The sequence below is a fragment of the Shewanella japonica genome, from assembly GCF_002075795.1.
Classification (GTDB): Bacteria; Pseudomonadota; Gammaproteobacteria; order Enterobacterales; family Shewanellaceae; genus Shewanella; species Shewanella japonica.
Window position 1 is genome coordinate 3315863 of record NZ_CP020472.1, and the last position, 26846, is coordinate 3342708.

Consider the following 26846-nt stretch of genomic DNA (forward strand, 5'->3'; position numbering starts at 1 on the left):
AACTGTAAACTCAAAAAAAACCGCTCATACGAGCGGTTTTTTAATGCTTACAATAAGCTTTAGCTGTTTTCTTTTGCTTCAGCAGCTTCACATGCCGCAGCAGTGAATACCACGTCAGTAGAACTATTAAGCGCGGTTTCAGCTGAGTCTTGAACCACACCAATAATGAAGCCCACTGCAACCACTTGCATTGCAACGTCGTTCGAGATACCGAATAAACCACATGCTAATGGGATCAGTAACAATGAACCACCTGCAACACCTGAAGCGCCACATGCAGAAACTGCCGCGACTACACTCAATAACACAGCAGTTAGAAAGTCTACTTGAATACCTAAGGTATTTGCAGCAGCTAACGTCAGCACTGTAATCGTGATTGCCGCACCGCCCATGTTAATGGTTGCACCTAACGGAATTGATACTGAATAAGTGTCTTTATGAAGCTTTAACTCTTCACATAAGGCCATGTTGACAGGAATGTTTGCCGCACTTGAACGAGTGAAGAATGCCGTCACACCACTTTCGCGTAAACACTTTAATACTAATGGGTAAGGATTACGGCGAATTTTCAGATACACAATAATTGGGTTAACAACTAATGCAATAAACAACATCGCGCCAACGAGTACGGCTAATAACTGTGCGTAACCTGCTAATGCATCAAATCCCGTTTCTGCGATAGTGCCTGATACTAAACCAAAAATACCAATTGGGGCGAAACGAATAACAAAGCGAACAATCTTAGTCACACCATCACTTAAATCCGACACGACTTTTTTAGTTGATTCACTAGCATGATGTAACGTGATCCCCAGACCCACTGCCCATGCCAAAATACCAATGTAGTTGCCTGTTAATAATGCATTGACTGGATTATCAACAATTTTAAATAACAAAGTATTTAACACTTCGGCAATGCCTTGTGGCGGATTAGAACCTTCAACACCGCCAGCCAACAGTAACGTTGTTGGAAATGCAAAACTAAATGCCACAGCCGTTAATGCCGCCGCTAAAGTACCGACTAAATATAAGCCAATAATAGGGCGCATATTAGTTTGGGTATTTTTCTTTTGATTTGCTATCGATGAAGCAACGAGAATAAAGACTAAAATAGGTGCAACCGCTTTCAGTGCTTCAACAAACAAACTTCCTAAAAAAGAAACTTGTGTGGCTGCTGAAGTCGAGAAAGTGGCTAAAATAACACCTAGAATAATACCGGCGAGAATTTGTAGCACTAAGCTACCGCTAGCGACCCGCGCTAACAGAGATGGATTTTGATTCATTGCTTGACCTATGATTATTATATTTATGGCTTTTAGTAAGCTCTAATATTTGTGCGGCTTTTAATAAGCTCTGATAGGTATATATCGGATGAATTGGCTAAAGTCTAGTCTAGAGAAGAAATGATGCGCTAATATTACTCGCTATTACCAAACAAACCACATTTAGCCAACATGTGACTAATTATGATGCAGTGGGTTAAATCATTTAAAAATTGTTATTTCGCCCCTCTTAGCATGGCTTCGATTAATTCATGGGCATCAAATTTGGTTAAGGCTTCGTTGGCGCCAACTTGATGTGCCTGACTCACACTTATCTCACTCGATAATGACGTGTGTAAAATGATATAGGCATCAGCCAAATCAGGATTGTTTTTAACTTCAAATGCCAACTCGTATCCATCAAGCCCCGGCATTTCAATGTCACTAACTAAGATATTAATTGGTTTTTGTTGGTTGGCCGCTTCTTGCATAATGGTCAATGCATCATGACCATCAGCGGTAACGTCATAAGCAATGTTGATTGAATCAAGGGCGTCAGATAATTGCTTTCTAGCGACTTTTGAGTCATCGACAAGCAAAATCCGCATTGGCTTTAATCGCTCACGCTGAACATCGGTGAGCATTGCGCGGCTTGTTGCTGGATCTTGTGGGAATAGTTTTGCCATAAGCAACTCAACATCCAGCAACTGCACTAGCTTATCATCCACTCGGGTTACCCCGGTTAAAAAAGCGGAATGACCTAAATTAGCCGCTGGCGCTTCAATATCACGCCAATTACATTCAATGATCTTATCAATGCCACGAACCAGAAAACCAATCACCATACGCTGACAATCAGTAATAATCACATAACACTTTTCTTGTTCAGATTTAGCGATCGGTTTAAACCCAATTGCACCTGCCATATCAATAATGGCAATGGTTTTACCACGCACAGTTAATGTGCCAAGAATATAAGGATGAGACCGAGGGATTTTCGATAACGCGCTAAAAGGCACTATTTCACGAATTTTTAAAGTACCGAGGGCAAACTGCTGCATTTGGGTTAAATGAAAAAGGAGTAACCCTTGTGACTGGCCTGCTTTGCTCTTCATATACCATCCAATAACAACTGTGCTAAGTTTACAGCAACACTAACATAATCATTCGCAGGTAGCTGATACAAAAAACGGGCGCTAATGAACAAGTATTCTGCTAAAAACAGTAACACTCAGCACCATGTCGAATTGAGTTAATCACAACCTAAATGGCATAGCAAATCACAGCTTAGGTTTATGATTGAGAAAAGTTAAAGTTGTGACTCTATTGGCAACAATGATAAAAAATCTGCCATAAATTTACGCCAAAAACCCGCACCAGGCTCAGCATAAATCACTTTATCATTGAGGTTATCAAGCCAGACTAAGTCACCTTCGTCAATACTGAGTTCGTAAGCTTTTTCATCTGCAGTAATGGCTATCCCATTTAATATATCTTGAGCGAATTGCGCGTTCTCGATAACTAAGCCCATTTCTGTATTAATTAAGGCCGAACGAGGGTCGAAATTAAACGAACCGACAAAAATTATCTCTTCATCTATGACAAAGGTTTTAGCATGTAAACTGGTTTTACTACTCCCTTTCCAGCTCGATTTTTTCTCAGTTGCATCGCCTCGAACTTCATAAATTTTAACGCCACCTTCTACTAATTTTTGACGATATTGTTGATAACCAGCATGAACAGCAAGGACATCGGTCGCTGCAAGGCTATTGGTGACAATGGTAATTTGTTTACCTTCTTTGACCGCACTAATTAGTCCATTTGTGGCTTCATCACCAGGAACAAAGTAAGGCGATACTATTAACAACTTATGCTGAGTTTGATTAAAAAAGAAAGCTAAATCATCAAGTAAAATGCCATCTTCACGGCCTTGTTCAAGCTTATTTGGCGGATCGAACACCACATGTGCTTTTCCCCAATACCAATCAAGCGTTTTATTTTTAAGCCTCTCAATCAAGCTACTGTTTTCAAGGCGTTTGACGTACTCACCTTGGGTTAATGTGGCTTCAAACTCAGCAGCCTTTACCTTTAGCATCTCAAGATCAGAATTAAGCTCATTTGCATCAGCAAGCTGCTGAATACTTTGCACCTGTTCAGAATTCCAATAGGTATCGAACTGATTTGAGACTTCATCAACAGCTTCGCCTACAGCCAGCACATCTAAGTCACCAAACTCAACATTCTCATTGGCGGAAAAGTACTCACCACCAATATTTCGACCACCAGCAATGGTTACGAGGTTATCAATGGTCAATGATTTGTTATGCATCCGATGGTTCATGCGGCCAAAATCACTTAAGAATGCTAAACCACGATACTGACGTTCGTATGAGGGATTAAATAACCTAATAGAAATATTAGGGTGATTTGCAACAGCCAATAACCCATCGTCATGGTTAGCAGTCGTCAGATCATCAAGAAGGATACGAACTCGAACTCCACGCTCAGCTGCATTATATAAAAACAAGGTAAGTATTTTCCCTGTTTCATCATTTCGATAAATGTAATATTGCAGATCAATACTCTTTTGCGCGCTATCTATCATCGCCAGCCTTGCGATAAAGGCATCAATACCATCTGATAAAGCTTTTATGCCTGTTAAGTTTGGCTTTTTCTGAGAGTTTATATAGTTAGCGAGGGATGTATCGGTAGGCGGGTTAAACTTATACTGCTTTTCAAGTGGGGCAAAATCGACCTTGGAGGCACAGCCGGACACAATAAAAGCAAACACATAGCAAAGCAGTAATATGTATTTATTTTTAAGCATCAAGTTTCCCTTTCTCGATTATTTTATATTCAATTTATAACGCTTCGAATAACAGCTGTTTATTGTTGAGGGCTATATTAACGTCAATTAGCCCTCACTTAATTTAATCTTGCAGCGCGTATAGCACATCAAACACCAGTTGGTCCCAGCCTTCAGCGCTAAATGCAATATCACGAACACTGCGAACTTGGCTGACGGCATGAACTGGCGCTGCGCCATTATCCATTAAATAATATGCCATCATTATCCCAGTTCTGTCTTTACCTGAGCGACAATGGATCATCACGGCGACATTGTCAGCTTCACATTGCCTGATAAACGCTAGCGCTTTTCTCGCTTGGCTAACACAAATCGCCACATCTCCCTCTTGTGGAGGAATATTGCGTGAAAAAGGAGTACACAAATAGCGTAAACCTTGTTTCTCAATCTCATCAGTATCAACATTATCCCCGTTATTGACCGATAAAACTGCGCCCACTCCGGCGGCTTTTAATTCTGCTAAATCCCATTCATCCTTATTAGGGCCACTACGACCGGCAATCACGCCGTCAACTAACCAAAATAACTGCTTCATATTTAATGGTTGCTCTTATTTCATAGGTAGGATGTAAAACCCTGACAGCCTCATTGAACAGATGCATCACGCATTCTGCCCATTAAGTCGCCAGTATTATTGTTTATCTTTTGCAGCTGAATGCCAAATATCAACATTCACTGGTACTTTGTTTTTTTTCTTCTTTTTGCCTGTTCCTGCAGGTTTTGCCATAGGCTTAGTAACGTCTTCATCTTCAGGCGCCTCTTCGTCAGGTTCAAATCCAACAAAGGTTTCACGTTCTAAACGAATTTTGTTTTTCTTTTCAATCACACTAAAGTGATGGAAGTCAGCGTGTGCAATTAACGAAATGGCCAAGCCGACTTCACCTGCACGACCACTTCGACCAATGCGATGCATGTAATCAGCAGGGCTTCGAGGTAAATCAAAATTAATGACCACTGGAAGTTTTTCGATATCGAGTCCACGAGCGGCAATATCGGTGGCAATTAACACTTCAATATCGCCCACTTTAAACCCATCAAGAACTCGATTACGTGCACCTTGGCCTTTATCCCCGTGGAACACTTCTGCTGTAATCCCCCGCTTAGAGAGTTTTTCAGCTAAGTGTTTACAACTGTTTTTAGCATTGACGAAAATCAGTGCTTGGCGCCATTGATTTTGTTTAATCAATTCTGCCAGTAATGCGGTTTTCTTTTCACGGTTTACGGCAAAAACACGCTGAACTAACGTGCTTGCGTCGGCGCTTTGTAATTGAATTTCTACTGGCGTGGTGAGCAAGCTATCTGTAAGGGTGCGCACTTCTTCAGGGAACGTTGCCGAAAACAATAACGTTTGTTTTTTATGAGGCATTAAGGCTAACAGAGCGGCTAACTCTTCAGTAAAGCCTAGACTCAGCATTCTATCTGCTTCATCAAGCACTAAGGTATCAACGTTATCGAGCTTGATAGCATTACTAGAAATCAAATCTAGCAATCGCCCTGGTGTTGCAACTAATACATCAGTGCCGCCACGCAATGACAGCATTTGAGTATTGGCTGATACGCCACCAAAAACTGCGGTTGATTTAATAGCACCATTAAAATACACAGCATAAGATTTAACGCTATCAGCGACTTGCTTAGCAAGCTCACGAGTAGGAACTAGTACTAATGCAGAAACAAAGTTGCCTTTGTCTTTTTTCGCCGTTTGTTGTGCTTGATGAATTTTTTGCAGAATGGGTAATACAAATGTGGCCGTTTTACCTGAGCCAGTGTTGGCACCCGCTAATAAATCTTTTCCTGCAATCACACTTGGAATAGCTTGCGCCTGGATCGGTGTTGGCGTTTTATATTCCATTTCCTTTAGACGATTGGTAATGGGTGCAATTAGGCCAAGTTCGGCAAAGTTGGCTGCACTGTTGTGTGAAGCTTCAGGAGAATGATTAGCTGATGTCATTAAATTAGGGTGCTCAAATATAAATATAAATCGAATAAAACAGTAAGGTTTATTTTAGCTTATTTGAGCCGGTTAAGTTAGCGATATTGCGCAACCTATGAGTAATTAATAACCTTAATCGGTATTAGAGAAAGGTATTTCCCATCAAAAAGCCGAACACCCAATTTAAACTCATATGCAAACAGTCTTGAGCGATAGCAGTGTACCAGTATCATCGGTGGTCAAATAAGCGGTTAAACGGCCACCAGTTTATCATTCGAAAAGTTTGACTGAATACCAATAGTTTAGCTCTAATTGAGAGCTAACGACTTTCAAGATTTAATAAAAATTGTTTCATCTCAAGTCCATAAGCATAACCAGTTAAGGTACCATTCTTACCGATAACTCGATGACAAGGCACGATAATAGCTATTGGGTTGGCCCCATTTGCAGCGCCAACAGCACGCACCGCTCTAGGGCGCTCAATTTTATTGGCAATATCACCATAACTGCAGACTTTGCCAAATGGTAAATCAACTAGCGCTTGCCAAACCTGTTGTTGAAACTCTGTCCCCTTGGCAGCAAGTGGCACATCAAAGTGAACTCTTTGGCCTGAAAAATACTCTTCGAGCTCGTGAATAGCTTGTTCAATCCATTGTTTAGCTTGGCTAATGTCTGCGCCAGTCGCTGCTTTTATTTCAGAGGAAAATGAATAATTTGCGGCAGATGAGTCTTTATCAATCACTTGCAAATGCGTTAAACCTGCCACTGAAGCTTGCAGCTTTAAATCGCCAACAGGACTTTTAAAAATAGATTGATGCAAAGGGGGTAACATATTAATTTTCATTTTGGCTCCACAATTGAAACGTGAGATAACTGCCCCATGGGCTAACTTGCTTAGCGAGGTTATTAACGAATGTTTGATACAACCTAGGGGTAAACTCAGCCTTATTTGCTATCGCAAACGGGTTGTTATCAGGCAAGTCACTTAAGGCAAGCAAGAGGGCTTTAATTCGATTTTTAATCACTAAGTCTCCGCCCAAAAACACATCAGGGTTACTCTCTCCTCGCATTTGAGCATAAGCAATAGTCCAAGGACCTATGCCTTTTATATCTATCCATTTACTAGGGCAAGCAAATGGATTTTTAGCAACAAAGTCACCAAGGCCATTTAGCGCACGTTTTCGAGATTCAGGCATTTTAAATTCATCTAAACTCGCTGCAGCGATGGACTCAGCGCTAGGAAAAAACTGCACATCCCTACCTCCAACTCGCTTAACGGCACCATAATTTTTAACGAGTATATTGAGAAGTTTACTGGCTTGAATCACACTAACTTGCTGGCCAAGTACTGCGCGACACCCCGCCTCAAATACTGAAGCAGTACCTGGAATTCTCAAGCCTTGTTTCACCTTCATCCCTAAGTTCTGCAGCGGCTCAAATGATTGTTCAATCACGTCCATATCCGCGTCTAAATCTAGTCGCTGCCTGATAAATCGCACGGTTTGATGTAAATACCGGATATGTTCAGTCTGTTCAAATTCAACTGTTAACGCTAATTGATTCTTGCCTTTGACAGGAACAACTTCATAGACACCTGTCACTGTTTGCTCATTGAATGAAAAAGCAAAACTTCTCCCATAAGCATAAGTTGTTTCATTCAGCCACTCCATACCATCTACTGCACGCAATTGATAAAACGACCAAATATCCTGCCATGAATACGGTGGCCGATAATCCAACAATAACTTAATACCTTGCGAGTTGGTTTCTGCAGACTTGTTTACTTTTTGGGTTTTGCGCAGCTGTGTTGGCGTCAGTAGTAGTTGTGATTTAAACACCTCATTAAAGCGTCTTATGCTATTGAAACCTGCCGCCATTGCGACGTCCGTTATCGATAAACTGGTTTGATGTAGTAATTGTTTCGCAAACATCAATTGCCTGTATAAGGCATATTTTTTAGGTGAAGTCCCGAGTTGTTGATTAAATAAACGTGACAAATAACGGGAGCTTATCCCTAATCTTGCTGATAATTCCGTTAAAGACTGCGCATTCTCACCAGAAAGGCTGCCACCTTCGATTAACGAAATAGCTCGCTGCAAACTAGTGCTTGAACCCTGCCATGCATTAGATTCTGGAGCACTGTCAGGTCGGCAGCGTAAACAAGGCCTCAGCCCAGCTTGAGAAGCCTTTATCGCCGAATCGAAATACACCACATTTTGCTCTTTAGGAGGAGAAGCAGGACAAATCGAACGGCAATAAATTCCTGTCGTTTTTACGCCAATGAAAAAGCGACCATCAAAGCGTGCGTCACGACTTAACCTCGCCTGTCTGCAAACATCATTCGGCAAATAACATGCAATTGAAGGTTCTAGCACCGGTTCGAGCTCGTTATCTGGATGTGGCTGGTTGTGTGTACTAGTCATCATATATCGATAAGTCAGTGATGGAGATAACGTCACTTTACCCAATGTTTACCTTCACAACTAGCGGAAAACGGAACTGAATGCTGATTAACTTCGCACAAGGATTGTCACAATCTATTCAACACTTGCATCATAAGTTACGGTATCCTAGCAATAACTAATATTCATTCGAGTTGTTGATGTTTAAATTTTTTGAATCTTTAACGAACCCTTTGCCTCAAGAAGAGCCCACTAAGGCACCTAAAGGCGTGTACGCGTTTTGTCGCCATTACACCCGAGGGTTTGAAAAACACCTGATTATTATGTCGATGTTGACTGCCACACTCGCCATTTTAGAAGTCTCGCTATTCGGGTTTATGGGTAAGTTAGTCGACTGGTTAGTCACTAAAAACCCTGAAACCCTATGGCAAGATGAAGGTAACACGTTAATTGGCATGTCTGTCATTGTGCTGGTAGTGATCCCGCTACTCGTATGGTTACACGCCTCTATCGTGCATCAAACTCTATTAGGCAATTATCCGATGGCAATACGCTGGCAAGCACATCGATATCTGCTTAAGCAAAGTATTTCATTTTACCAAGATGACTTTGCAGGTCGTATTGCCACTAAAGTCATGCAAACTTCTCTCGCAGTTCGTGAAACAGTGATGAAATTACTTGATGTATTGATGTACATCTTGATTTATTTCACCTCTATGCTGGTTATGATAGCCAGTGCTGATGTCCGTCTAATGTTGCCTATGCTTTTATGGTTATTTGCTTACATCGCCATCCAATGGAAGTTAGTACCAAAATTAAAAGCAATTTCAGCCAAGCAAGCTGATGCTCGCTCGACAATGACTGGCCGTATTGTTGACAGCTATACCAACATTTCGACTGTAAAATTATTCTCTCATACGAAACAAGAAGCCGATTATGCTCAAGACAGTATGATGGGCTTTTTGCACACCGTTTATGGTCAAATGCGCCTTGTCACGATTATTAATGTGCTGGTGCAAGGGATTAATTACTTACTGGCGTTTACCATTGCTGCTGTTTCGATTTGGCTTTGGGCTGATGATGCTATTACCGTTGGTGCTATCGCTATTGCGGTAAGTTTAGCATTACGGTTAAACGGGATGTCACAGTGGATCATGTGGGAAATCAGCTCACTTTTTGAAAACATCGGTACTGTCACTGACGGAATGAACACCTTATCTAAGCCTATTGAAATTGAAGATAAGCCTGATGCCAAAGATATTTGTGTCGACAACGGCAAAATTGACTTCAATGATGTTAGCTTTAACTATGGTGAAGACTCTGGGGTGATTAACGATTTAAATCTCAATATCAAAGCGGGTGAAAAAGTCGGCTTAGTTGGCCGTTCTGGTGCCGGTAAGTCAACATTAGTTAACTTACTCATGCGATTTCATGATGTCGAAAAAGGCCATGTTGCCATCGATGACCAAAAAATTACTGATGTTACCCAAGACTCATTACGTTCAATGATAGGGATGGTCACTCAAGACACCTCTTTACTCCATCGTTCGATTAGGGAAAATATACTCTACGGCGATCCAACTGCAACTGAAGCACAGCTAGAAGCTGCGATTTCGCAAGCACAGGCTACTGACTTTATTAAGGATTTATCAGATCCATTTGGTAATACCGGCTTAGATGCACAAGTGGGTGAGCGTGGTGTGAAATTGTCTGGTGGTCAGCGTCAACGTATCGCTATAGCCCGTGTTCTACTTAAAAATGCGCCGATCCTTTTACTTGATGAAGCGACATCGGCATTAGATTCAGAGGTTGAAGCTGCGATTCAAGAAAGTTTGTATGAGTTGATGCAAGGTAAAACGGTAATTGCTATTGCTCATCGCTTATCAACTATCGCTGCAATGGACAGATTGATCGTATTAGACAAAGGCAAAATAGTTGAGCAAGGTACGCATCAAGAATTAATTAAATCGGGTGGGATCTACGCACAGCTTTGGGCACATCAAACAGGTGGGTTCTTAGGGATCGATTAAGCTTAAATTGAGTTTATAAAGTACAAAGCCGTTCAATGTAATCACTGAGCGGCTTTTTATGGCTCAACAATATGCAGAGTGGATATAGACTAGCTTTCTCGTTAAATACTCTGGTTTATTAAGATTTGCACATGCTTTGCAAAAAACGAGTAATAGGCTTTGAAAACAAAAAGTGTGAACACAATTAAATTGAATAGAACATCAAACAGAAAACAATGAACTGTTGGTGTTTAAATCAAACTTGAGAATTTAATGAGGTAAAGCAGATGAAATGGTGGTCGATACTGGGCTCGAACCAGTGACCCCCTCCTTGTAAGGGAGGTGCTCTCCCAGCTGAGCTAATCGACCTGGGATTTCATAATGTTTTAATTCTTTACAAAAAGAATGGTGGTCGATACTGGGCTCGAACCAGTGACCCCCTCCTTGTAAGGGAGGTGCTCTCCCAGCTGAGCTAATCGACCTGGGATTTCGTAATGTTTTAATTCTTTACAAAAAGAATGGTGGTCGATACTGGGCTCGAACCAGTGACCCCCTCCTTGTAAGGGAGGTGCTCTCCCAGCTGAGCTAATCGACCTGGGATTTCGTAATGTTTTAATTCTTTACAAAAAGAATGGTGGTCGATACTGGGCTCGAACCAGTGACCCCCTCCTTGTAAGGGAGGTGCTCTCCCAGCTGAGCTAATCGACCTGGGATTTCGTAATGTTTTAATTCTTTACAAAAAGAATGGTGGTCGATACTGGGCTCGAACCAGTGACCCCCTCCTTGTAAGGGAGGTGCTCTCCCAGCTGAGCTAATCGACCTGGGATTTCGTAATGTTTTAATTCTTTACAAAAAGAATGGTGGTCGATACTGGGCTCGAACCAGTGACCCCCTCCTTGTAAGGGAGGTGCTCTCCCAGCTGAGCTAATCGACCTGGGATTTACACAATGATTTAATTCTTAAAAAAGAATGGTGGTCGATACTGGGCTCGAACCAGTGACCCCCTCCTTGTAAGGGAGGTGCTCTCCCAGCTGAGCTAATCGACCTCGCTGTGTGGGGCCGTATTATAGGGAGCAACAAAATACTGTCAACGACTTTTTCACGAAACAAAGCTTAGCAGCGCTAAAAACGTGCACACTGCTGAATTGTTAAACGCTTTAAACCCATTACAGACATGAACACTTAACCTTTTGATGCATTATTAAGCAAGTGCTTAGGGTCATAAGCTTTCATGTCTTTTCTTTTTCTTACTTTCGTCATTAACCTTGTATCAAGAATTTAAGCTTTAGCATTAATTTTAATCGCCGAACTTTATCCAGATTAAATCTATCTTGTGCAATCAAGAACTCATTCAGTAATTAGTAAGCTTCAAGCAGCAAGACATTCGCTTGTTAGCTATAGTTTTTCTTCACAAGAACAATATCACTTAAGTAAAGCGACCCAGCTTATATAATCAAAAGTGAAACTCGCATAATAAGGTAGTTTAGGTATAGAATATCGGCCACTTTATTATATCTGTCTTTATATAGACGTTTTTGAAATAGGTTAGTGTCCCATTATGACAACTAAGACGCGTTTTGCTCCTAGCCCAACAGGCTTTTTACATGTAGGTGGTGCTCGAACAGCACTTTATTCTTGGCTTTATGCCCGCGCAAACCAAGGCGAGTTTGTTTTACGTGTAGAAGATACTGATATTGAACGTTCAACACCTGAAGCATGTGCAGCCATTCTTGAAGGAATGGAATGGTTAGGACTAACTTGGGATGAAGGTCCATATTACCAAACTAAACGTTTCGATCGTTATAACGAAATCATTACGCAGATGCTAGAAGAAGGTACTGCTTATAAGTGCTATTGTTCCCGTGAGCGTATTGAAGCAATGCGTGAAGAACAAGCTGCGAATGGTGAGTCACAAAAATATGATGGTCACTGTCGTGATCTTGAGCCTCGTGATACTGATGAACCATTTGTCATCCGTTTTAAGAACCCGACAGAAGGCAGTGTGGTATTTGATGATCATGTACGTGGTCGTATCGAATTTGCTAATGACACTTTAGATGACTTAATTATCGCCCGTACAGAAGGTACGCCGACTTATAACTTCTGTGTAGTTGTAGATGATTGGGATATGGGTATCACTTGCGTTGTACGTGGTGAAGACCACATCAACAACACCCCTCGTCAAATTAACATCCTTAAAGCATTAGGTGCACCAGTACCTGAATATGCTCATGTATCGATGATTTTAGGTGATGACGGTGCAAAATTGTCAAAACGTCATGGTGCTGTTGGTGTAATGCAATATCGTGATGATGGTTACTTACCAGAAGCACTCCTTAACTATCTTGTACGTTTAGGTTGGTCACATGGCGACCAAGAAGTGTTTTCGATGGAAGAAATGATTTCGCTATTCAAACTAGACGATATCAATAAAGCCGCTTCTGCCTTTAATACTGAAAAGCTAAATTGGTTAAACCAACATTATATTAAAGAGCTTGCTCCAGAATATGTTGCAACACATCTTCAATGGCATATGGATGATCAAAAGATTAATACAGCAAATGGCCCAGCATTAGCTGAAGTTGTTACTGCATTATCTGAAAGAGCAAAAACCTTGAAAGAGTTAGCAGCTTCTAGCCGCTACTTTTACGAAGACTTCGACGCTTTTGACGAAAATGCCGCTAAAAAGCATTTACGTGGCGTAGCCATGGAGCCGTTAAAGCTAATTCAGCAAAAAATTTCTGCACTTCCAGAATGGACTGTTGAAGCAATACATCAAGCAATTGAAGATACTGCTGCAGAACTTGAAGTGGGAATGGGTAAAGTCGGAATGCCTTTACGTGTAGCCGTTACAGGCGCTGGTATGTCACCTGCTGTAGATTTAACCTTATTTTTAGTTGGAAAGGCTCGTTGCGAACAAAGAATATCCAAAGCGATTGAATTTGTAGCAGATAGAATAAATTCTTAAAAAACGAGTTGACACTTTTGGCGAGGCTGCATAGAATGCGCCTCGCAGTTGAGACACAACGTGATTATTTATCGCAGCATGTCCAAATGTATTAAGTATAGTTGAGGGGCTATAGCTCAGCTGGGAGAGCGCTTCGCTGGCAGCGAAGAGGTCCACGGTTCGATCCCGTGTAGCTCCACTAATTATATTTAAATCAAAGCATTAAGTTTTAGCCTACAGAGCTTAATGAGTTATTCACTCTTTGCAGAGTCTAATGCAGTCCGGGTCCCCTTCGTCTAGAGGCCTAGGACACCGCCCTTTCACGGCGGTAACAGGGGTTCGAATCCCCTAGGGGATACCACTATTTATTTTTTCTTGATGAACTTCGAGAAAATAAAAAAGCATTAAGTTTTAGCCTACAGAACTTAATGAGTTATTCACTCTTTGCAGAGTCTAATGCAGTCCGGGTCCCCTTCGATTAAAAGAAGAGAGAGTCTAGGACACCGCGCTATTTTATTAAGAGCACGGCGGTTTCACTTTAACAGCCTTCTAAAGTGTTACTTATAGGTCTTCGTTATATTGGAAGTAAAACAATATGTCCGGGTCCCCTTCGTCTAGAGGCCTAGGACACCGCCCTTTCACGGCGGTAACAGGGGTTCGAATCCCCTAGGGGATACCACTATTTATTTTTTCTTGATGAACTTCGAGAAAATAAAAAAGCGTTAAGTTTTAGCCTACAGAACTTAATGAGTTATTCACTCTTTGGTAGAGTATAACGCCAGTCCGGGTCCCCTTCGATTAAAGAAGAGAGAGCCTAGGACACCGCGCCTGTTATTACAAGAGCACGGCGGTTTCACTTTAATAGCCTTCTAAAGTGTTACATATAGGTCTTCGTTATATTGGAAGTAAAACAATATGTCCGGGTCCCCTTCGTCTAGAGGCCTAGGACACCGCCCTTTCACGGCGGTAACAGGGGTTCGAATCCCCTAGGGGATACCACTATTTGTTTTTCTTGATGAACTTCGAGAAAATAAAAAAGCGTTAAGTTTTAGCCTACAGAACTTAATGAGTTATTCACTCTTTGGTAGAGTATAACGCCAGTCCGGGTCCCCTTCGTCTAGAGGCCTAGGACACCGCGCTGTTATTACAAGAGCACGGCGGTTTCACTTTAATAGCCTTCTAAAGTGTTACTTATAGGTCTTCGTTATATTGGAAGTAAAACAATATGTCCGGGTCCCCTTCGTCTAGAGGCCTAGGACACCGCCCTTTCACGGCGGTAACAGGGGTTCGAATCCCCTAGGGGATACCACTATTTGTTTTTCTTGATGAACTTCGAGAAAATAAAAAGCGTTAAGTTTTAGCCTACAGAACTTAATGAGTTATTCACTCTTTGGTAGAGTATAACGCCAGTCCGGGTCCCCTTCGATTAAAGAAGAGAGAGCCTAGGACACCGCGCTGTTATTACAAGAGCACGGCGGTTTCACTTTAATAGCCTTCTAAAGTGTTACTTATAGGTCTTCGTTATATTGGAAGTAAAACAATATGTCCGGGTCCCCTTCGTCTAGAGGCCTAGGACACCGCCCTTTCACGGCGGTAACAGGGGTTCGAATCCCCTAGGGGATACCACTATTTGTTTTTCTTGATGAACTTCGAGAAAATAAAAAGCGTTAAGTTTTAGCCTACAGAACTTAATGAGTTATTCACTCTTTGGTAGAGTATAACGCCAGTCCGGGTCCCCTTCGATTAAAGAAGAGAGAGCCTAGGACACCGCGCTGTTATTACAAGAGCACGGCGGTTTCACTTTAATAGCCTTCTAAAGTGTTACTTATAGGTCTTCGTTATATTGGAAGTAAAACAATATGTCCGGGTCCCCTTCGTCTAGAGGCCTAGGACACCGCCCTTTCACGGCGGTAACAGGGGTTCGAATCCCCTAGGGGATACCACTATTTATTTTTTCTTGATGAATTTCGAGAAAATAAAAAAAGCGTTAAGTTTTAGCCTACAGAACTTAATGAGTTATTCACTCTTTGGTAGAGTATAACGCCAGTCCGGGTCCCCTTCGTCTAGAGGCCTAGGACACCGCCCTTTCACGGCGGTAACAGGGGTTCGAATCCCCTAGGGGATACCACTTTCTTAACTCTGAGTTATCAAACTGAGTTTTAAGTAATATCAAAGCCACTTAATTGTGTTTTTTTTATGTCTGAAATTTATCGCTAACTCAAAAAGACCTCTCTAAATGAATACCTATACGTAACGACTATAATGTCAACGCCTAAAGTGTTAGTTAGTAACGCCAATCAAATCAAGATGAACTCTTAATAATTACATAATCTATCTAGGATACTTAGTGAGTTGAGGCTTTAGCTATTCTTTAAAGTTCGCTCTAAAATGAGTGCTGAACAATTAAAATCAAACATTACGTATTGTATTTGTACATGAGGTACAAAGTGAATGTAATAACTGGAAACTAATTTTGTTTCAATAGACAACTCAGTTTTGAACGTCGAGCAGGCTTAGCGCAAGAACAAACAACAAAAAAGAGGCCTTTAGGCCTCTAATTCAAAGGTAGAAAACTTATCTATGTCGTTACTATGTTTGCGTATTAAGCTCTTGTTCAACTGCCTTAGATTGATGATGCGTCAACCTTAAAATAGCCACTAATAACAGAGACAATAACCCTACCGAACCAATAACAACACCTTGCCACTCTGATTGATGCCAAAATATCATCAAATAAGGGCCTCCAAGGGACGCTCCTAGATAATAACTGCAAAGGTATAGGGAAGTCGCCTTAGCTCTATGAGTCGATGCTCTTATCGCCACAAACGAATTACAACAACTATGAGTTAAGAAAAAACCACTCGCAGTCAGTAAAAAACCAATTGTAATGCAAAGTAGATTATCCATTAAGGTCAATAACGTGCCAAGCAGCATCACAACCAATGCGCCTTTGAATAATCGTTGAGCGCCAAATTTAACCACCCACTTGGCAGATAAATAAGACGTTAAAGTTCCACTTAAATAGCAAAGAAAAATTAAAGTCGCCGCAAAACGGCTAAAATTGTATGGGTCGGCCATCAAGTATAATTGAATAAAGCTGAACTGATTCACCATCATCATAAAAGCAAGTCCACCGATGGCATATACAAGCCGCATCTGGGGATCTGTCAAATGATAAATAAAACCACCGATATCGTGCTTTATTTTATTAATGACGCTCGTTGAGTATTGGGTTACCGCGCACTTTATTTCTCTTCTTGGTAGCAAATATGTGACTATAGAAATCCCAATCAAAGTAACCGAAAAATTCACCATCATGGCTTGTTCCCAGGTAAAGTATTGAGACAAAAGCCCTCCCATTAACCTGCCACCAATGCCGCCTAAACTATTTGCCATAATGTAAATACCAGCCGCTTTTAATAAAAAACCTGCTGGTAATTGCTCTTTAAAATATGCCATTGCAATGGCAGGTACTGCTGCGAGTAATACCCCCTGCAATAGCCTAACCAATAATAAAGCATCAAAGTCTCGAGCAAAAATAAGTAATAGATTGGAAGCGACTAACATCCATAAGCTGACCATAATTGGCGCTAAACGGCCTACTCGGTCTGAAATTACCGCATAAATAAGTAACGAAAAAGCCAGCGAAAAACTGGTAACAGACAAGATCAATGTTGCTTTAGCACCACTGACATTAAAATGCTCAGCAATTAAAGGCAGCATGCCTTGTACTGCATATAAATTGATATAAACAACGATAGATGCAAGACACAATGCCCAAATTAATCTTTGTTCGCCACCAGATTGGTTTTCAGTGGCTTCTTTGGCAAGTAAATCAGGCACAACATAAGCCTCGATTAAATAGTTAACTGAGCATTGATTATTGCTCGATGAAGACCATAAGCAATTTGAGAAAGTTAAAGATGTGAGTTATGTCTTAATTTGTCAGCATAATCATTAAGACATAACTTAAAGTTCGAGCAATATTTTTACTAATGAACCCTGCTGTTATTAAGCAGGTGTAAAGTGATCAGTTTAGCGCTCTACCTTTTTCATAATAACTTCAGTGGTGAACTTATCATTATTGATAACCGGAAATTTCTCATAGGTTTGAAAAATAGGTCTATCTTGATACAGAATCATCGCAACAACCCCATACTCAATATCTTCATCAATACTGTCCGCAGGTAACGTAAACTTAAACGGTACTGGTGCTCTGGCAATATCGAACGTTTTTTGCGAGATAATTAAACCTGGGGTATTAAGACCAATAATCGCAATGTTAATTTTACAGTTTTGAGGCAATACAATTTTCTCAAGGTAACCCGCATAGCCATTAATAATAACCGGCTCATCTGGGGTAACGGTTACACACGCAGTCATCATAAATGTCATCAACGCAAACATTGCTGCTTTTACACCGAACTTCATATTTTTATCCTTTCGTCATTCTTAATAAGCCTTCTTGTGTTGCAGATGCAACCAAGCGACCTTGTTGATCAAAAAACTGCCCTTTAACAAAACCGCGGCCACCGCTGGCATTGGTACTTTCTACACTATAAAGCAACCAATCTGAAAAATTAAACGGCCTATGGAACCACATGGCATGATCTATCGTCGCCATTTTAATCCCTGGCGTTAAAAATGACACACCATGAGGCTGAGCCGCAGTCACCAGAAAGTTGAAATCTGACGCATATGCGAGTAAATATTCATGAACACTGTGATCACTTGGAATATGGCCATTCGCTCGCATCCAAATATACCGCTTGGGTTCAGTAGAGTCTGGAGCGATAGGATGTATTGGATTAACCAAGCGCATTTCGATCGGCGAGTCAGCCATGAATTTTTCAAGTATGTTAGCGGGTACTTTATCGCGCATTGTAGAAGCTAATTCTTGCTGATTTAGTAACCCGTCTGGACCATCGACGACTGGCATTTCAGCTTGATGTTCAAAACCTTCTTCAGGAGCTTGAAACGAGCAAGTCATGTAAAAAATAGGGCGGCCTTTTTGAATCGCTTTTACTCGTCTTGCACTGAAACTGCCCCCATCACGCATGTTTTCAACATCGTAGACAATAGGAAGTTTCTCATCACCCGCCCGCAAAAAATAAGAGTGTAATGAATGCACATGCCTATCTTCATTTACCGTTTGCTTTGCAGCACTTAACGCTTGCCCCATCACTTGTCCGCCAAAGACATGACCGAAGCCTAAATCCTGACTTTGCCCACGGAACAGCCCTAGTTCGATTTGCTCTAATGAAAGCAGTGATAATAAATCGTTTAAAACTTGACTCATAATTTCCCTAACGTCTGCACAACCTGACTCAATAAACTTAGATTACCTTAGAACCACACACCTAGCGTAAATATATTCTCGAATTTACGTACAAATAAACAAAAAAACGATAAAATTCAGCACAATTAGTAACAAGATTTTACTTAATTGCGCGATCACAACCTCGTACTTAATCAAAAAAAGTTGCTATGCTAATAGTCTATCCTAATTTAACTCGATATCTTGAAGCCTTAACAATATGCAATCTTGGATTTTAGCCATTAGACCTCGCACTTTACCTGCTGCCATTGGTCCATTATTAATTGGTAATATTTTAGCCCTACACCTTGAGCAATTCAGTTATACCATTGCTTGCATTTCAATGTTATGTGCCATTTTATTGCAAATTGCCGTCAATTTAGCCAATGATTATTTTGATTTTAAAAATGGCATCGACACAGAAGAACGAGTAGGGCCTGTCAGAGTGACCCAAAGCGGAATGTTATCACCTAGCAGTGTACGCAATGCCATGGTTATTTGCTTATTGCTTGCATTATTGGTTGGTTCAGCACTTATTTTTCACGGTGGCTGGCCTATTGCGATATTAGCCGTGGCATCCTTACTTGGTGCGGTATGTTACAGCGGCGGACCTTACCCTTTAGCATCACATGGTTTAGGTGAAGTGGCAGCATTTGTATTCTTTGGACTTGTTGCCGTCGTTGGTAGTTATTACTTACAAGCAGGTGACACGAGTACCAGTGCTTGGCTGTTAGGAAGTGCTATTGGCATGTTTAACGCAGCGATTATGCTAGTAAATAATACCCGTGATATTCAAACAGACACCAAAGCAGGTAAAAATACCCTTGCTGTCAAAATTGGACAAGCTCAAGCTAGAGTCTTATATCAAGCATTAGTCTATTTACCTTTTGGTCTTATTATTGGTGGTTTTTTAATGGGTAACCTTGCAGGCCTTCCAGTGCTGCTAGCAGGTTTATCATTAATCTACGCTCGTCAACTCAGCGGAGAGTTCAGTAATACCAGTGGTGAAGCCTTAAACCCAATCTTAGGGCGCACAGCTAAGTTAACAATGATTTTCAGCCTATTGTTCAGCATAGGGTTAATCTTTAGTTTGCCAATGTAACTGACCGCTCGCCCAATAAGTCTTCCTATGAACTTGCTTTAACATTAATACAAGCATGTCATAGGAAGCTTTTTACCTTATTAAGCCTATACTTAATCCTGTAATAATTACCCTTTTCTTCCCTCTTCATGCCATTCAAGAATAGCACTATCATCCAGCCTAGAAAGCGGATAATACACAGCTTCATTTGGTTTAAATGCTTGATTAGTAATTGCATTGTAAGCACATATCATCGACCATCTAGGTTTATCTGAGCGATTTTGATTTGATTTATGCAGCAAGTTGCAATGAAAAAACAGAACATCCCCTGTTGCTAACTCAACATTGACTAAAGGATGATACTTCATTGCTTCTTCGACAAAAGTCATGTCTGCGCCTTTTTGATCGCCAGTTTTTGCGTGATCTAACCTTCCTATATGATGCGAGCCTTTTAATACCTGTAAGCAGCCATTTTCAACTGTTGCAGGGTTGATGGCAATCATGCAGCTAATCGCTTTTGGGTACAACATAAGGTTATCTTGATGCCAATAACCGAAGTCTTGATGCCATTCCCAAGCGCCTCCAACCAATGGCTCTTTCATCATGATTTTGGTACTCGTATGGTAAGCCTCCTCTTCTAGTATCTTTTCTACTGAATCAACAAGTCGTCGGCCTCTAGAAAACATACTGTATAAGTCATCACCAGTTTGCTGCCAAATGCACACCTTGCTTAAGGCACCTTGACTGTCTTTCTTATTCCATGCTTGTTGGTACAAACCCTCATCATTAAAAGCGACTTGCTGCAATTTCGCCATTTCTTGTTGAGAATAGTACCCCTTTACAATGACATAGCCATCACGATTAAAATCTTTAATCTGTTCAACTGTTAATTCAAGCTTACTCATCTTCCATACTTCCTTTTAATTGCTAATGTTAGTTCCGTCTTTATTCATCTTGCTCGATAATGGCAAAATAAACGCCTAAACAATTCAAGTATTGTTAACAATAATCAATTAAACTTATTAAGATCGCAAGTTTTTATTTACATATAAATGTTAAATTTATATAAGTATTGAGATTGTAAATAAATGCCCTGTCGGTTTTCTATGCAAATTTTGACAAAATAGCCTTCCTACATCTCAAAGAAAAAGGCCAGCCGAACAATTGGGCACCATTAATAAAAGGGAAAGGTGATATGCCAGCAAGTGTTAACTCAATAGCAGAACAAAAGTACTCTGTGCCAGCATTGGACAAGGGCTTTGATATTTTGGAATTTTTAGCTGAGCAACAAACCCCTTTACTTCAATCAGAGATAGCCAAAGGTATTGGGCGTAAGCCAAATGATATCTATCGGGTATTGGTTAACCTTGAAGCTCGGGGGTATCTTCATCGGGATGAGTCTTCTGGTCGATATCAGCTGTCTTTGAAAATATATAACCTCTCAAGAGGAATATCGCCGATTGATAAAGTGAGGCAAGCAGCGCTGCCGTTAATGGAGGATTTGGCGGTTACCACAGGTCAAGCTTGTCACTTAAGCATGCTTTACCAAAGTCAGGCAATGGTTATTGTACAAGCAAAAAGTCACTCCCCAGTGTCAATCAACATAACTGAAGGAGCAATGTTCTCTACCGTTTCATCAACTGCTGGTAAGGTATTACTGGCAAACAGTAACCCTGATGTCGCCTTGATGATACTAAAACGAGATGCACTTTATTTAACAATGAATCAAAAACAGAAAATGGCTTTATCTGCTCAACTGGAAGAAGTTAAGCAACAAGGTTTTTTGTTTACGCATACAAGCCATATTGAAGGTATCGCGGAATATTGCGCATTGATTGGAGAACCAGAAGGACAAGTGATTGCCGCACTCACCTTTTCAGTGTTACCCAATGTGCTAAACCACACAGAGCTAAACCTGCTTCAAAATGCGCTGAAGCAAACAGCGAAACAAATTACCCACCAGTTAATAAGTTAAACGCAATCCGCTTAATACGCCTTTCCTTTATGGAAAAGGCGTATTGGCATACGTAAAAACTTAACACTGTTAGACTTTTAAGATTCAACTTCTGCCGTTGCATTGGCCGAAATCTGTTTTCGGTCAAAATCATCATTAAGCAAGATCATGTCGGCTAAAGAAGCTCTTAACTTCACTGATGCAGGTGCTTTAGCTGCCGTTCTTTGACTTAACGATTCCCTTAGCAATACGACTTCAAGTAATTTTTCTAGTGCATCATTATTGTCAATTTCAAGGGGGGGGAGTTTTTTGGCAGCATTTTTGGAGTATTGTTCATATTCAAACGTGACGCTTTCTATCGCTTCGGCTATTCGTTTCTTTTTATCAGCTTTTGTCGGCATTATATTCCCTCATAACTATGAATTTTTACTTACAAACCTTACTGCTTATAGTTGAACCTATAGCAGTCAAGCCACAGTTACAAGTTTTGCTTACCCGCTGGATTGGGTAATATCATTATTCTATACACAAAAAAGCACTTCTAAATAGAAGTGCTTTTTAATCAATAACCAGCTAAAAGCTGTCATTCAAACTCGATATCAGACTTTTGATAATGTGCGTTGCTTAGCACTCCAATCTAGATGATATTTTTTACCTGCTGGTTTATCGGTACGTTCAAATGTATGGGCCCCAAAAAAGTCACGTTGACCTTGGAGTAAATTTGCGGGCAAGGTTTCACTGCGATAGCTATCATAATAAGCCACTGCAGAACTAATGCAGGGTGCAGGGATCCCTTGCATGACAGATGCCGCAACGGTCTTGCGCCAATTCATATGCTTAGCTGATAAGCTCTCGCTAAAGGTATCCGCCATAAGTAAGTTTGGAAGCGCTGCATCATCTTGATAAGCTTTAGTAATTGACTGTAAGAAAGTGGCACGAATGATACAACCCGCACGCCAAATCTTGGCGATTTCAGCAAAATCTAAATCCCAATTTTGCTCTTTAGCCGCCATCGCCATTAATTGAAAACCTTGGGCATAACAACATACCTTGGCGCAATATAAAGCATCTTCCAGGTTAGCGATAAACTCCGCTTTTTCGGCATCGTTCAATGGTATTTTTGCAGGACCAGAAAGCTTACTGCTTAAATTAACCCGCAAGGTTTTTTGCGTACTCACCGCACGTGCATAAACCGCTTCAGCAATTGTAGGCGCAGGGCAGCCAATTTGTAAGCTGCTTACCGCAGTCCATAGACCAGTGCCTTTTTGACCCGCTTTATCTAAGATCATTTCAACCAGAGGTTGACCGGTTAACGGATCATCTTGTTGTAATACCTCTGCGCTTATTTCCATAAGATAGCTATTTAAACTACCTTGGTTCCAAGTATGGAAAATACTACCAACTTCATGAGCAGATAAACCTAAGCCATCATGCAATAATTGATAAGCTTCGCAAATGAGTTGCATGTCAGCATATTCAATACCGTTATGCACCATTTTCACGTAATGGCCAGAGCCCGCAGGACCAATGTAAGTCGTGCATGGCTCCCCTTCAATCACTGGATTGCCCGGCTCAAACCGCTCAATAGGCAAGCCAGTTGCAGGATCAACTTTTGCTGCCATTGCTTTCCATACAGGTGCTACGTATTGCCAAGCATCTTTATCACCACTAGGCATTAAAGAAGGTCCAAAACGTGCGCCAACTTCTCCACCTGAAACGGCAGAACTGAAGAATACAAACTTACCTTTAAAGCGAGCTTCACGCTCCACTGTATCAGTCCATAGACTATTACCTGTATCAACAATGATATCGTCTGATTCGATACCTGCTTCAATAAGCGCATTACACACGCCATCAACAGGTCCACCAGCAGGCACAGATAACACAATGACGCGAGGTTTAGCTAAAGAATCAAGCATTTCAGTAAGATTATTACAGCCTAGCATTCGGGGAGCTAAGTTTGCTTTTCTTTCTGCTTGTTCTTGATTTATTGCGGTATTCACTTTGTCGCTGTCGAGGTCGAAAGCCGCGACCTGGTAGCCATTATCAGCAATATTTAACGCGAGATTCTTGCCCATTACACCGAGGCCGATAACACCGATGTCTGAACGAAAGGGTTGGGTAGTCATTATTATTTTCCAAAGGTCACAGAGATTAATCGCGCGTAGCGAATCCATTTGGACGGTGATTATACTGATTTATGTAACTAAATTACAGTCGCAAAATGTGCACACACAATTGCATAATTAGGAAAGCAAACTAATAAACAAGTTTTAGCTAATAAACACAGTGAGTTAGAAAAAATTAAGACGGATTGTAAATAATCGTTACAACATTTAATCCAGCAGTCTGAAAATACAAGATTTTTGGTTAAATAACCAAGCCAGCGACCTTAATAAAACATGATTAATGAGCTCACTTTAGCTTAAAAGTAACTAAAAAAGGTTGTATAAGCTAATCTAAGCAAGCTAACTCATACAACCTTTAACACATTTATGAACGATTTAGTTCAGTCCGTGCATCACATCAATACCTAAGCTTTTCCCTTCGCCATGACAGGTTTGGCAAGACTCATCACCAGGCTGATATATTGCGCCAGAGCTTGCATCTTGTTGGAATACACCGCCGAAGCTTTCTGCATGAGCTGCCCAGCTTGCTTCAGTATTATGGCATGAGGCACACACAGCAACAGTCGGTGAATACTCAGAAACTTGACCCGATAAGGTCGCATCACGAGCTGCCACTATGACAGAGTCTTGCGCAGCAAGCGTATCCATTTGGAGCTGACCTTCATCATGACAAGCACGACAATCGTTCGCAGAAGCCGGATACGTCATTGCTTCACGTTCACTACCGGTATAGCCTTTGGTTGTGCGAGTATTTGCATGCAGTGAATGCACTAACTCTCGATAACCTAGACTATTATTAATAGTTCTAAATGATTTAATACTTGCATCACCTGGTGTGTGTTTGCGTGTGGCATTCATGTATTTAACCATGTCGTTGGTATGACAGCTTTGACAACTACCATCTGCTAAGGTTGTCGCAACTTGTGGCGAGTGACAAGCACCGCAGGTTGCCCCATTAGCTGGTGTAGATATTTTACTGTGAGCCTCATTCACTCGTTGATGGAACTGTTCATCATGGCAAGCAATACACTTTTGGTTATTCACTAATTCAGTATAAAGCTCAACATTCGTGGTTAATGGTATCGCTGCATCAGCTGGGACCTCAGCAAGCACGATACTTGATTCCGTCTCTAGTGCCTCACATGAAGCTGCTAGACCCGTTAGTTTGTCTCCGCAAACCATAACCTTCGCATATAAGGTACCCGTCGTATTCAGCCCAAGATCGGCAACACCAGCATTGTTAATCGTCACAGTAACAACTGAGCTCTCCCTAATTAACGTGATATCTTCTGAGCTTGATACTAGGTCCCACACTTTACGCTGACCATTGTTTTCAGGCATTACATCTTGTTGCGGATTACCTGATGCCACCAGCCAAAGGTTATCTATAGCGGGATCAGCATCTGGATTCGTGCTTAATTGGTTAAAAGTTAGGGTAGCTGTTAACGTGTCTTGCGCCTCATCTACCACACTGTCAGTTAACGCAAACTGATATTGCTCAATCAAGGAATCTGTCACACTCACAGTAGCATTGTGGAAAATGGCCGAACCTAATGGATTATGACTATCTGGGTGACAACCACTACAGCTCATCGCCCATGCATCAGGAAACGCATCTCGATCGTGAAATAAGCCTACCGCAGTCCCATTCCAGGTATCAGGTGCATATTTCTCATGACAGCTTAAACAGGTTTCTTGACCAGGGTATTGGTAAAAGTTAGCTTGAGGCGCACCATCTTCAATATGACATTGCTGACATTGATGCATATCACCAGGATAAGTCAGATCGCTATAATCATGGACAGATCCGTTATAACCAATGACCAAATAATCACTTTTATGGATTTTATGTACTAAGCTGGCCATGCCAATACTCACGCCTGTTTCAGGATCGCCAGAATAACTGGTATGACACATCACACAGCCTTCATAATCAAAGCGTTTATTGCCATGCATTAATAAGCGATTGTCAGCACTTAAGTCATTTGTATGGCATCGATAACAACTCTGCTCCGCTGTCAGTAATACCCGAGTATCTTCTGCTGAAGCGCTTACGCCAGTGGTCGGGTCAAAGTCAAATGTGGTGTTCACCAACATCGTACTGATGTCTGCATCGGAAAAAGGCATTAACTCTAAATACACCCGATGAATATTTTCTACATTGTACTCAGTATTAATTCCATCAATATTTGAATAGCTATCTAAAGGCTGTGAAAACGTATAACGATATAAACCGTTTCCAATAGCTTCAATACAAGCTTCTTTACAATCCGACTCAATACTTGCTTGCCACTGAGTCCCTTTGTGCTTGTCCCAGCCCTCTTCTAAATCATTGTCCGCAACGTCTCCAGGCTCAACCACGTTATTGATATAACTCGTCCATTGTGGTGATAAATCAGTTTCAGCAGTTGTCACAACAGTAGCGCTATCTGCTTCATTCAATGGGCGCACGCGCCTTTGTTGAACTCCTAGCTTAGCAATGCCTGCCCCTAAAGTTGAAATGGACGCCACATCGGCTAAACCACTTACAGCTACACCGTTGGCATTACTAAGATAAAACTCAAAAGAGACCTGCAACGACTCATCAATCGTGACCTTTTCAATTTCAGCTTGTAATGATTTTGCCGATGAAATTGCAATGTTAATGTCACCAGATTCGCCATCATCGCCATTTTTTCCGTCATCACCGGAACATGCTGTAAGTGCAACCATTGGAACTAAAACAAGCGGTGTTATCCACTTCTTATATTTCCTAATTAACAATTTGCTCATCATTATTATTCCTTTTATTAATTCACGGCATTTTTAATTTTTAGTAATAATTATTTATTTATAAAAATCTTATTGTGATAAAAATCATGAATCCACTCAAAATATTAAAACAACAACTAACAAAACAGTACATTCCACAAAGTAAAATACTCAGTTCAAAAGTAACAATTCCAA

18 protein-coding genes and 15 tRNA genes are annotated in these 26846 nt (G+C 41.0%); 12 read left to right on the plus strand and 21 right to left on the minus strand.

Going from position 1 to position 26846, the window contains the following annotated elements; genetic code table 11:
- Window positions 1–59: 59 nt before the first annotated feature.
- From sstT to SJ2017_RS14255, 7 genes are all read right to left on the minus strand, one after another.
- A complete protein-coding gene (gene sstT, locus SJ2017_RS14225) occupies window positions 60–1283 on the minus strand; it encodes a serine/threonine transporter SstT (protein ID WP_055026172.1) in 1224 nt (407 codons plus the stop codon).
- A gap of 215 nt (window positions 1284–1498) precedes the next feature.
- Complete coding sequence (locus SJ2017_RS14230) at window positions 1499–2377, minus strand: chemotaxis protein CheV (RefSeq protein WP_080916176.1); 879 nt, start codon at window positions 2375–2377, stop codon at window positions 1499–1501.
- A gap of 194 nt (window positions 2378–2571) precedes the next feature.
- Window positions 2572–4089 carry a phospholipase D family protein gene (locus tag SJ2017_RS14235; protein WP_080916177.1) on the minus strand — a complete coding sequence of 506 codons (1518 nt, stop codon included), beginning with the start codon at window positions 4087–4089 and terminating at the stop codon, window positions 2572–2574.
- Between the two features lie 103 nt (window positions 4090–4192).
- Complete coding sequence (locus SJ2017_RS14240; RefSeq protein ID WP_055026170.1) at window positions 4193–4663, minus strand: phosphatase domain-containing protein; 471 nt, start codon at window positions 4661–4663, stop codon at window positions 4193–4195.
- 96 nt (window positions 4664–4759) lie between these two features.
- Window positions 4760–6079 carry a DEAD/DEAH box helicase gene (locus SJ2017_RS14245; RefSeq protein ID WP_080916178.1) on the minus strand — a complete coding sequence of 440 codons (1320 nt, stop codon included), beginning with the start codon at window positions 6077–6079 and terminating at the stop codon, window positions 4760–4762.
- A gap of 301 nt (window positions 6080–6380) precedes the next feature.
- Window positions 6381–6905 (minus strand): methylated-DNA--[protein]-cysteine S-methyltransferase, encoded by a 525-nt coding sequence (locus SJ2017_RS14250; protein WP_080916179.1) that lies wholly within the window; start codon window positions 6903–6905, stop codon window positions 6381–6383.
- Window positions 6895–8484 carry a DNA-3-methyladenine glycosylase 2 family protein gene (locus SJ2017_RS14255; protein ID WP_244899701.1) on the minus strand — a complete coding sequence of 530 codons (1590 nt, stop codon included), beginning with the start codon at window positions 8482–8484 and terminating at the stop codon, window positions 6895–6897. The genes SJ2017_RS14250 and SJ2017_RS14255 overlap by 11 nt, the downstream gene beginning before the upstream one ends.
- A gap of 179 nt (window positions 8485–8663) precedes the next feature.
- Here SJ2017_RS14255 and SJ2017_RS14260 point away from each other — a divergent pair, with 179 nt between their 5' ends.
- A complete protein-coding gene (locus tag SJ2017_RS14260) occupies window positions 8664–10493 on the plus strand; it encodes an ABC transporter ATP-binding protein (RefSeq protein WP_080916180.1) in 1830 nt (609 codons plus the stop codon).
- Window positions 10494–10765: 272 nt separating this feature from the next.
- Here SJ2017_RS14260 and SJ2017_RS14265 read toward each other — a convergent pair.
- The 7 genes from SJ2017_RS14265 to SJ2017_RS14295 form a co-directional block, all read right to left on the minus strand.
- Window positions 10766–10841: transfer RNA gene (locus SJ2017_RS14265), tRNA-Val, on the minus strand.
- 37 nt (window positions 10842–10878) lie between these two features.
- Window positions 10879–10954, minus strand: a tRNA-Val gene (locus SJ2017_RS14270).
- A gap of 37 nt (window positions 10955–10991) precedes the next feature.
- A tRNA-Val gene (locus SJ2017_RS14275) sits at window positions 10992–11067 on the minus strand.
- Window positions 11068–11104: 37 nt separating this feature from the next.
- Window positions 11105–11180: transfer RNA gene (locus tag SJ2017_RS14280), tRNA-Val, on the minus strand.
- Window positions 11181–11217: 37 nt separating this feature from the next.
- A tRNA-Val gene (locus SJ2017_RS14285) sits at window positions 11218–11293 on the minus strand.
- A 37-nt stretch (window positions 11294–11330) separates the two neighbouring features.
- Window positions 11331–11406: transfer RNA gene (locus tag SJ2017_RS14290), tRNA-Val, on the minus strand.
- Between the two features lie 36 nt (window positions 11407–11442).
- Window positions 11443–11518 (minus strand) — tRNA-Val (locus tag SJ2017_RS14295).
- A 512-nt stretch (window positions 11519–12030) separates the two neighbouring features.
- On the opposite strand from SJ2017_RS14295, the gene gltX reads away from it, so the two are divergent.
- The 9 genes from gltX to SJ2017_RS14340 all read left to right on the plus strand — a co-directional run bounded on the left by gltX (window position 12031) and on the right by SJ2017_RS14340 (window position 15547).
- A complete protein-coding gene (gene gltX, locus SJ2017_RS14300) occupies window positions 12031–13440 on the plus strand; it encodes a glutamate--tRNA ligase (RefSeq protein WP_080916181.1) in 1410 nt (469 codons plus the stop codon).
- A gap of 105 nt (window positions 13441–13545) precedes the next feature.
- Window positions 13546–13618, plus strand: a tRNA-Ala gene (locus SJ2017_RS14305).
- Window positions 13619–13704: 86 nt separating this feature from the next.
- Window positions 13705–13780, plus strand: a tRNA-Glu gene (locus tag SJ2017_RS14310).
- A 242-nt stretch (window positions 13781–14022) separates the two neighbouring features.
- A tRNA-Glu gene (locus SJ2017_RS14315) sits at window positions 14023–14098 on the plus strand.
- Between the two features lie 244 nt (window positions 14099–14342).
- Window positions 14343–14418: transfer RNA gene (locus SJ2017_RS14320), tRNA-Glu, on the plus strand.
- Between the two features lie 234 nt (window positions 14419–14652).
- Window positions 14653–14728 (plus strand) — tRNA-Glu (locus SJ2017_RS14325).
- Between the two features lie 241 nt (window positions 14729–14969).
- A tRNA-Glu gene (locus SJ2017_RS14330) sits at window positions 14970–15045 on the plus strand.
- A gap of 241 nt (window positions 15046–15286) precedes the next feature.
- Window positions 15287–15362 (plus strand) — tRNA-Glu (locus tag SJ2017_RS14335).
- Window positions 15363–15471: 109 nt separating this feature from the next.
- Window positions 15472–15547: transfer RNA gene (locus SJ2017_RS14340), tRNA-Glu, on the plus strand.
- A gap of 461 nt (window positions 15548–16008) precedes the next feature.
- Here SJ2017_RS14340 and SJ2017_RS14345 read toward each other — a convergent pair.
- From SJ2017_RS14345 to tesB, 3 genes are all read right to left on the minus strand, one after another.
- A complete protein-coding gene (locus SJ2017_RS14345) occupies window positions 16009–17262 on the minus strand; it encodes an MFS transporter (protein WP_080916182.1) in 1254 nt (417 codons plus the stop codon).
- Between the two features lie 192 nt (window positions 17263–17454).
- The gene (locus tag SJ2017_RS14350; RefSeq protein ID WP_055026089.1) at window positions 17455–17850 is read right to left on the minus strand and encodes a YbaY family lipoprotein; all 396 of its coding nucleotides are present in this window, start codon (window positions 17848–17850) and stop codon (window positions 17455–17457) included.
- 4 nt (window positions 17851–17854) lie between these two features.
- Entirely contained in the window at window positions 17855–18718 is an 864-nt protein-coding gene (tesB, locus tag SJ2017_RS14355; RefSeq protein WP_080916183.1) for an acyl-CoA thioesterase II, read from the minus strand.
- A gap of 238 nt (window positions 18719–18956) precedes the next feature.
- On the opposite strand from tesB, the gene SJ2017_RS14360 reads away from it, so the two are divergent.
- Entirely contained in the window at window positions 18957–19838 is an 882-nt protein-coding gene (locus SJ2017_RS14360) for a 1,4-dihydroxy-2-naphthoate polyprenyltransferase (RefSeq protein WP_055026087.1), read from the plus strand.
- A 107-nt stretch (window positions 19839–19945) separates the two neighbouring features.
- Here the strand turns inward: SJ2017_RS14360 and SJ2017_RS14365 are convergent, their stop codons facing one another.
- Window positions 19946–20722 carry a phytanoyl-CoA dioxygenase family protein gene (locus tag SJ2017_RS14365; protein ID WP_080916184.1) on the minus strand — a complete coding sequence of 259 codons (777 nt, stop codon included), beginning with the start codon at window positions 20720–20722 and terminating at the stop codon, window positions 19946–19948.
- A gap of 290 nt (window positions 20723–21012) precedes the next feature.
- Between SJ2017_RS14365 and SJ2017_RS14370 the strand changes: the two genes are divergently transcribed.
- A complete protein-coding gene (locus SJ2017_RS14370) occupies window positions 21013–21792 on the plus strand; it encodes an IclR family transcriptional regulator (RefSeq protein WP_055026092.1) in 780 nt (259 codons plus the stop codon).
- Between the two features lie 77 nt (window positions 21793–21869).
- Here the strand turns inward: SJ2017_RS14370 and SJ2017_RS14375 are convergent, their stop codons facing one another.
- The 3 genes from SJ2017_RS14375 to SJ2017_RS14385 form a co-directional block, all read right to left on the minus strand.
- Window positions 21870–22172 carry a hypothetical protein gene (locus SJ2017_RS14375; RefSeq protein WP_055026085.1) on the minus strand — a complete coding sequence of 101 codons (303 nt, stop codon included), beginning with the start codon at window positions 22170–22172 and terminating at the stop codon, window positions 21870–21872.
- A gap of 198 nt (window positions 22173–22370) precedes the next feature.
- Window positions 22371–23900, minus strand: coding sequence for an NADP-dependent phosphogluconate dehydrogenase (gene gndA / locus SJ2017_RS14380; RefSeq protein ID WP_080916185.1), 1530 nt, complete (start codon window positions 23898–23900; stop codon window positions 22371–22373).
- Window positions 23901–24275: 375 nt separating this feature from the next.
- Window positions 24276–26675, minus strand: a complete 2400-nt coding sequence (locus SJ2017_RS14385) for an OmcA/MtrC family decaheme c-type cytochrome (protein WP_080916186.1) — start codon at window positions 26673–26675, stop codon at window positions 24276–24278.
- Between the last annotated feature and the right edge of the window lie 171 nt (window positions 26676–26846).

Coding starts and splice junctions, on each gene's coding strand:
- sstT (WP_055026172.1), bottom strand. CDS start 1,283: ATGAATCAAAATCCATCTCTGTTAGCGCGGGTCGCTAGCGGTAGCTTA.
- SJ2017_RS14230 (WP_080916176.1), bottom strand. CDS start 2,377: ATGAAGAGCAAAGCAGGCCAGTCACAAGGGTTACTCCTTTTTCATTTA.
- SJ2017_RS14235 (WP_080916177.1), bottom strand. CDS start 4,089: ATGCTTAAAAATAAATACATATTACTGCTTTGCTATGTGTTTGCTTTT.
- SJ2017_RS14240 (WP_055026170.1), bottom strand. CDS start 4,663: ATGAAGCAGTTATTTTGGTTAGTTGACGGCGTGATTGCCGGTCGTAGT.
- SJ2017_RS14245 (WP_080916178.1), bottom strand. CDS start 6,079: ATGACATCAGCTAATCATTCTCCTGAAGCTTCACACAACAGTGCAGCC.
- SJ2017_RS14250 (WP_080916179.1), bottom strand. CDS start 6,905: ATGAAAATTAATATGTTACCCCCTTTGCATCAATCTATTTTTAAAAGT.
- SJ2017_RS14255 (WP_244899701.1), bottom strand. CDS start 8,484: ATGACTAGTACACACAACCAGCCACATCCAGATAACGAGCTCGAACCG.
- SJ2017_RS14260 (WP_080916180.1), top strand. CDS start 8,664: ATGTTTAAATTTTTTGAATCTTTAACGAACCCTTTGCCTCAAGAAGAG.
- gltX (WP_080916181.1), top strand. CDS start 12,031: ATGACAACTAAGACGCGTTTTGCTCCTAGCCCAACAGGCTTTTTACAT.
- SJ2017_RS14350 (WP_055026089.1), bottom strand. CDS start 17,850: ATGAAGTTCGGTGTAAAAGCAGCAATGTTTGCGTTGATGACATTTATG.
- tesB (WP_080916183.1), bottom strand. CDS start 18,718: ATGAGTCAAGTTTTAAACGATTTATTATCACTGCTTTCATTAGAGCAA.
- SJ2017_RS14360 (WP_055026087.1), top strand. CDS start 18,957: ATGCAATCTTGGATTTTAGCCATTAGACCTCGCACTTTACCTGCTGCC.
- SJ2017_RS14365 (WP_080916184.1), bottom strand. CDS start 20,722: ATGAGTAAGCTTGAATTAACAGTTGAACAGATTAAAGATTTTAATCGT.
- SJ2017_RS14370 (WP_055026092.1), top strand. CDS start 21,013: ATGCCAGCAAGTGTTAACTCAATAGCAGAACAAAAGTACTCTGTGCCA.
- SJ2017_RS14375 (WP_055026085.1), bottom strand. CDS start 22,172: ATGCCGACAAAAGCTGATAAAAAGAAACGAATAGCCGAAGCGATAGAA.
- gndA (WP_080916185.1), bottom strand. CDS start 23,900: ATGACTACCCAACCCTTTCGTTCAGACATCGGTGTTATCGGCCTCGGT.
- SJ2017_RS14385 (WP_080916186.1), bottom strand. CDS start 26,675: ATGATGAGCAAATTGTTAATTAGGAAATATAAGAAGTGGATAACACCG.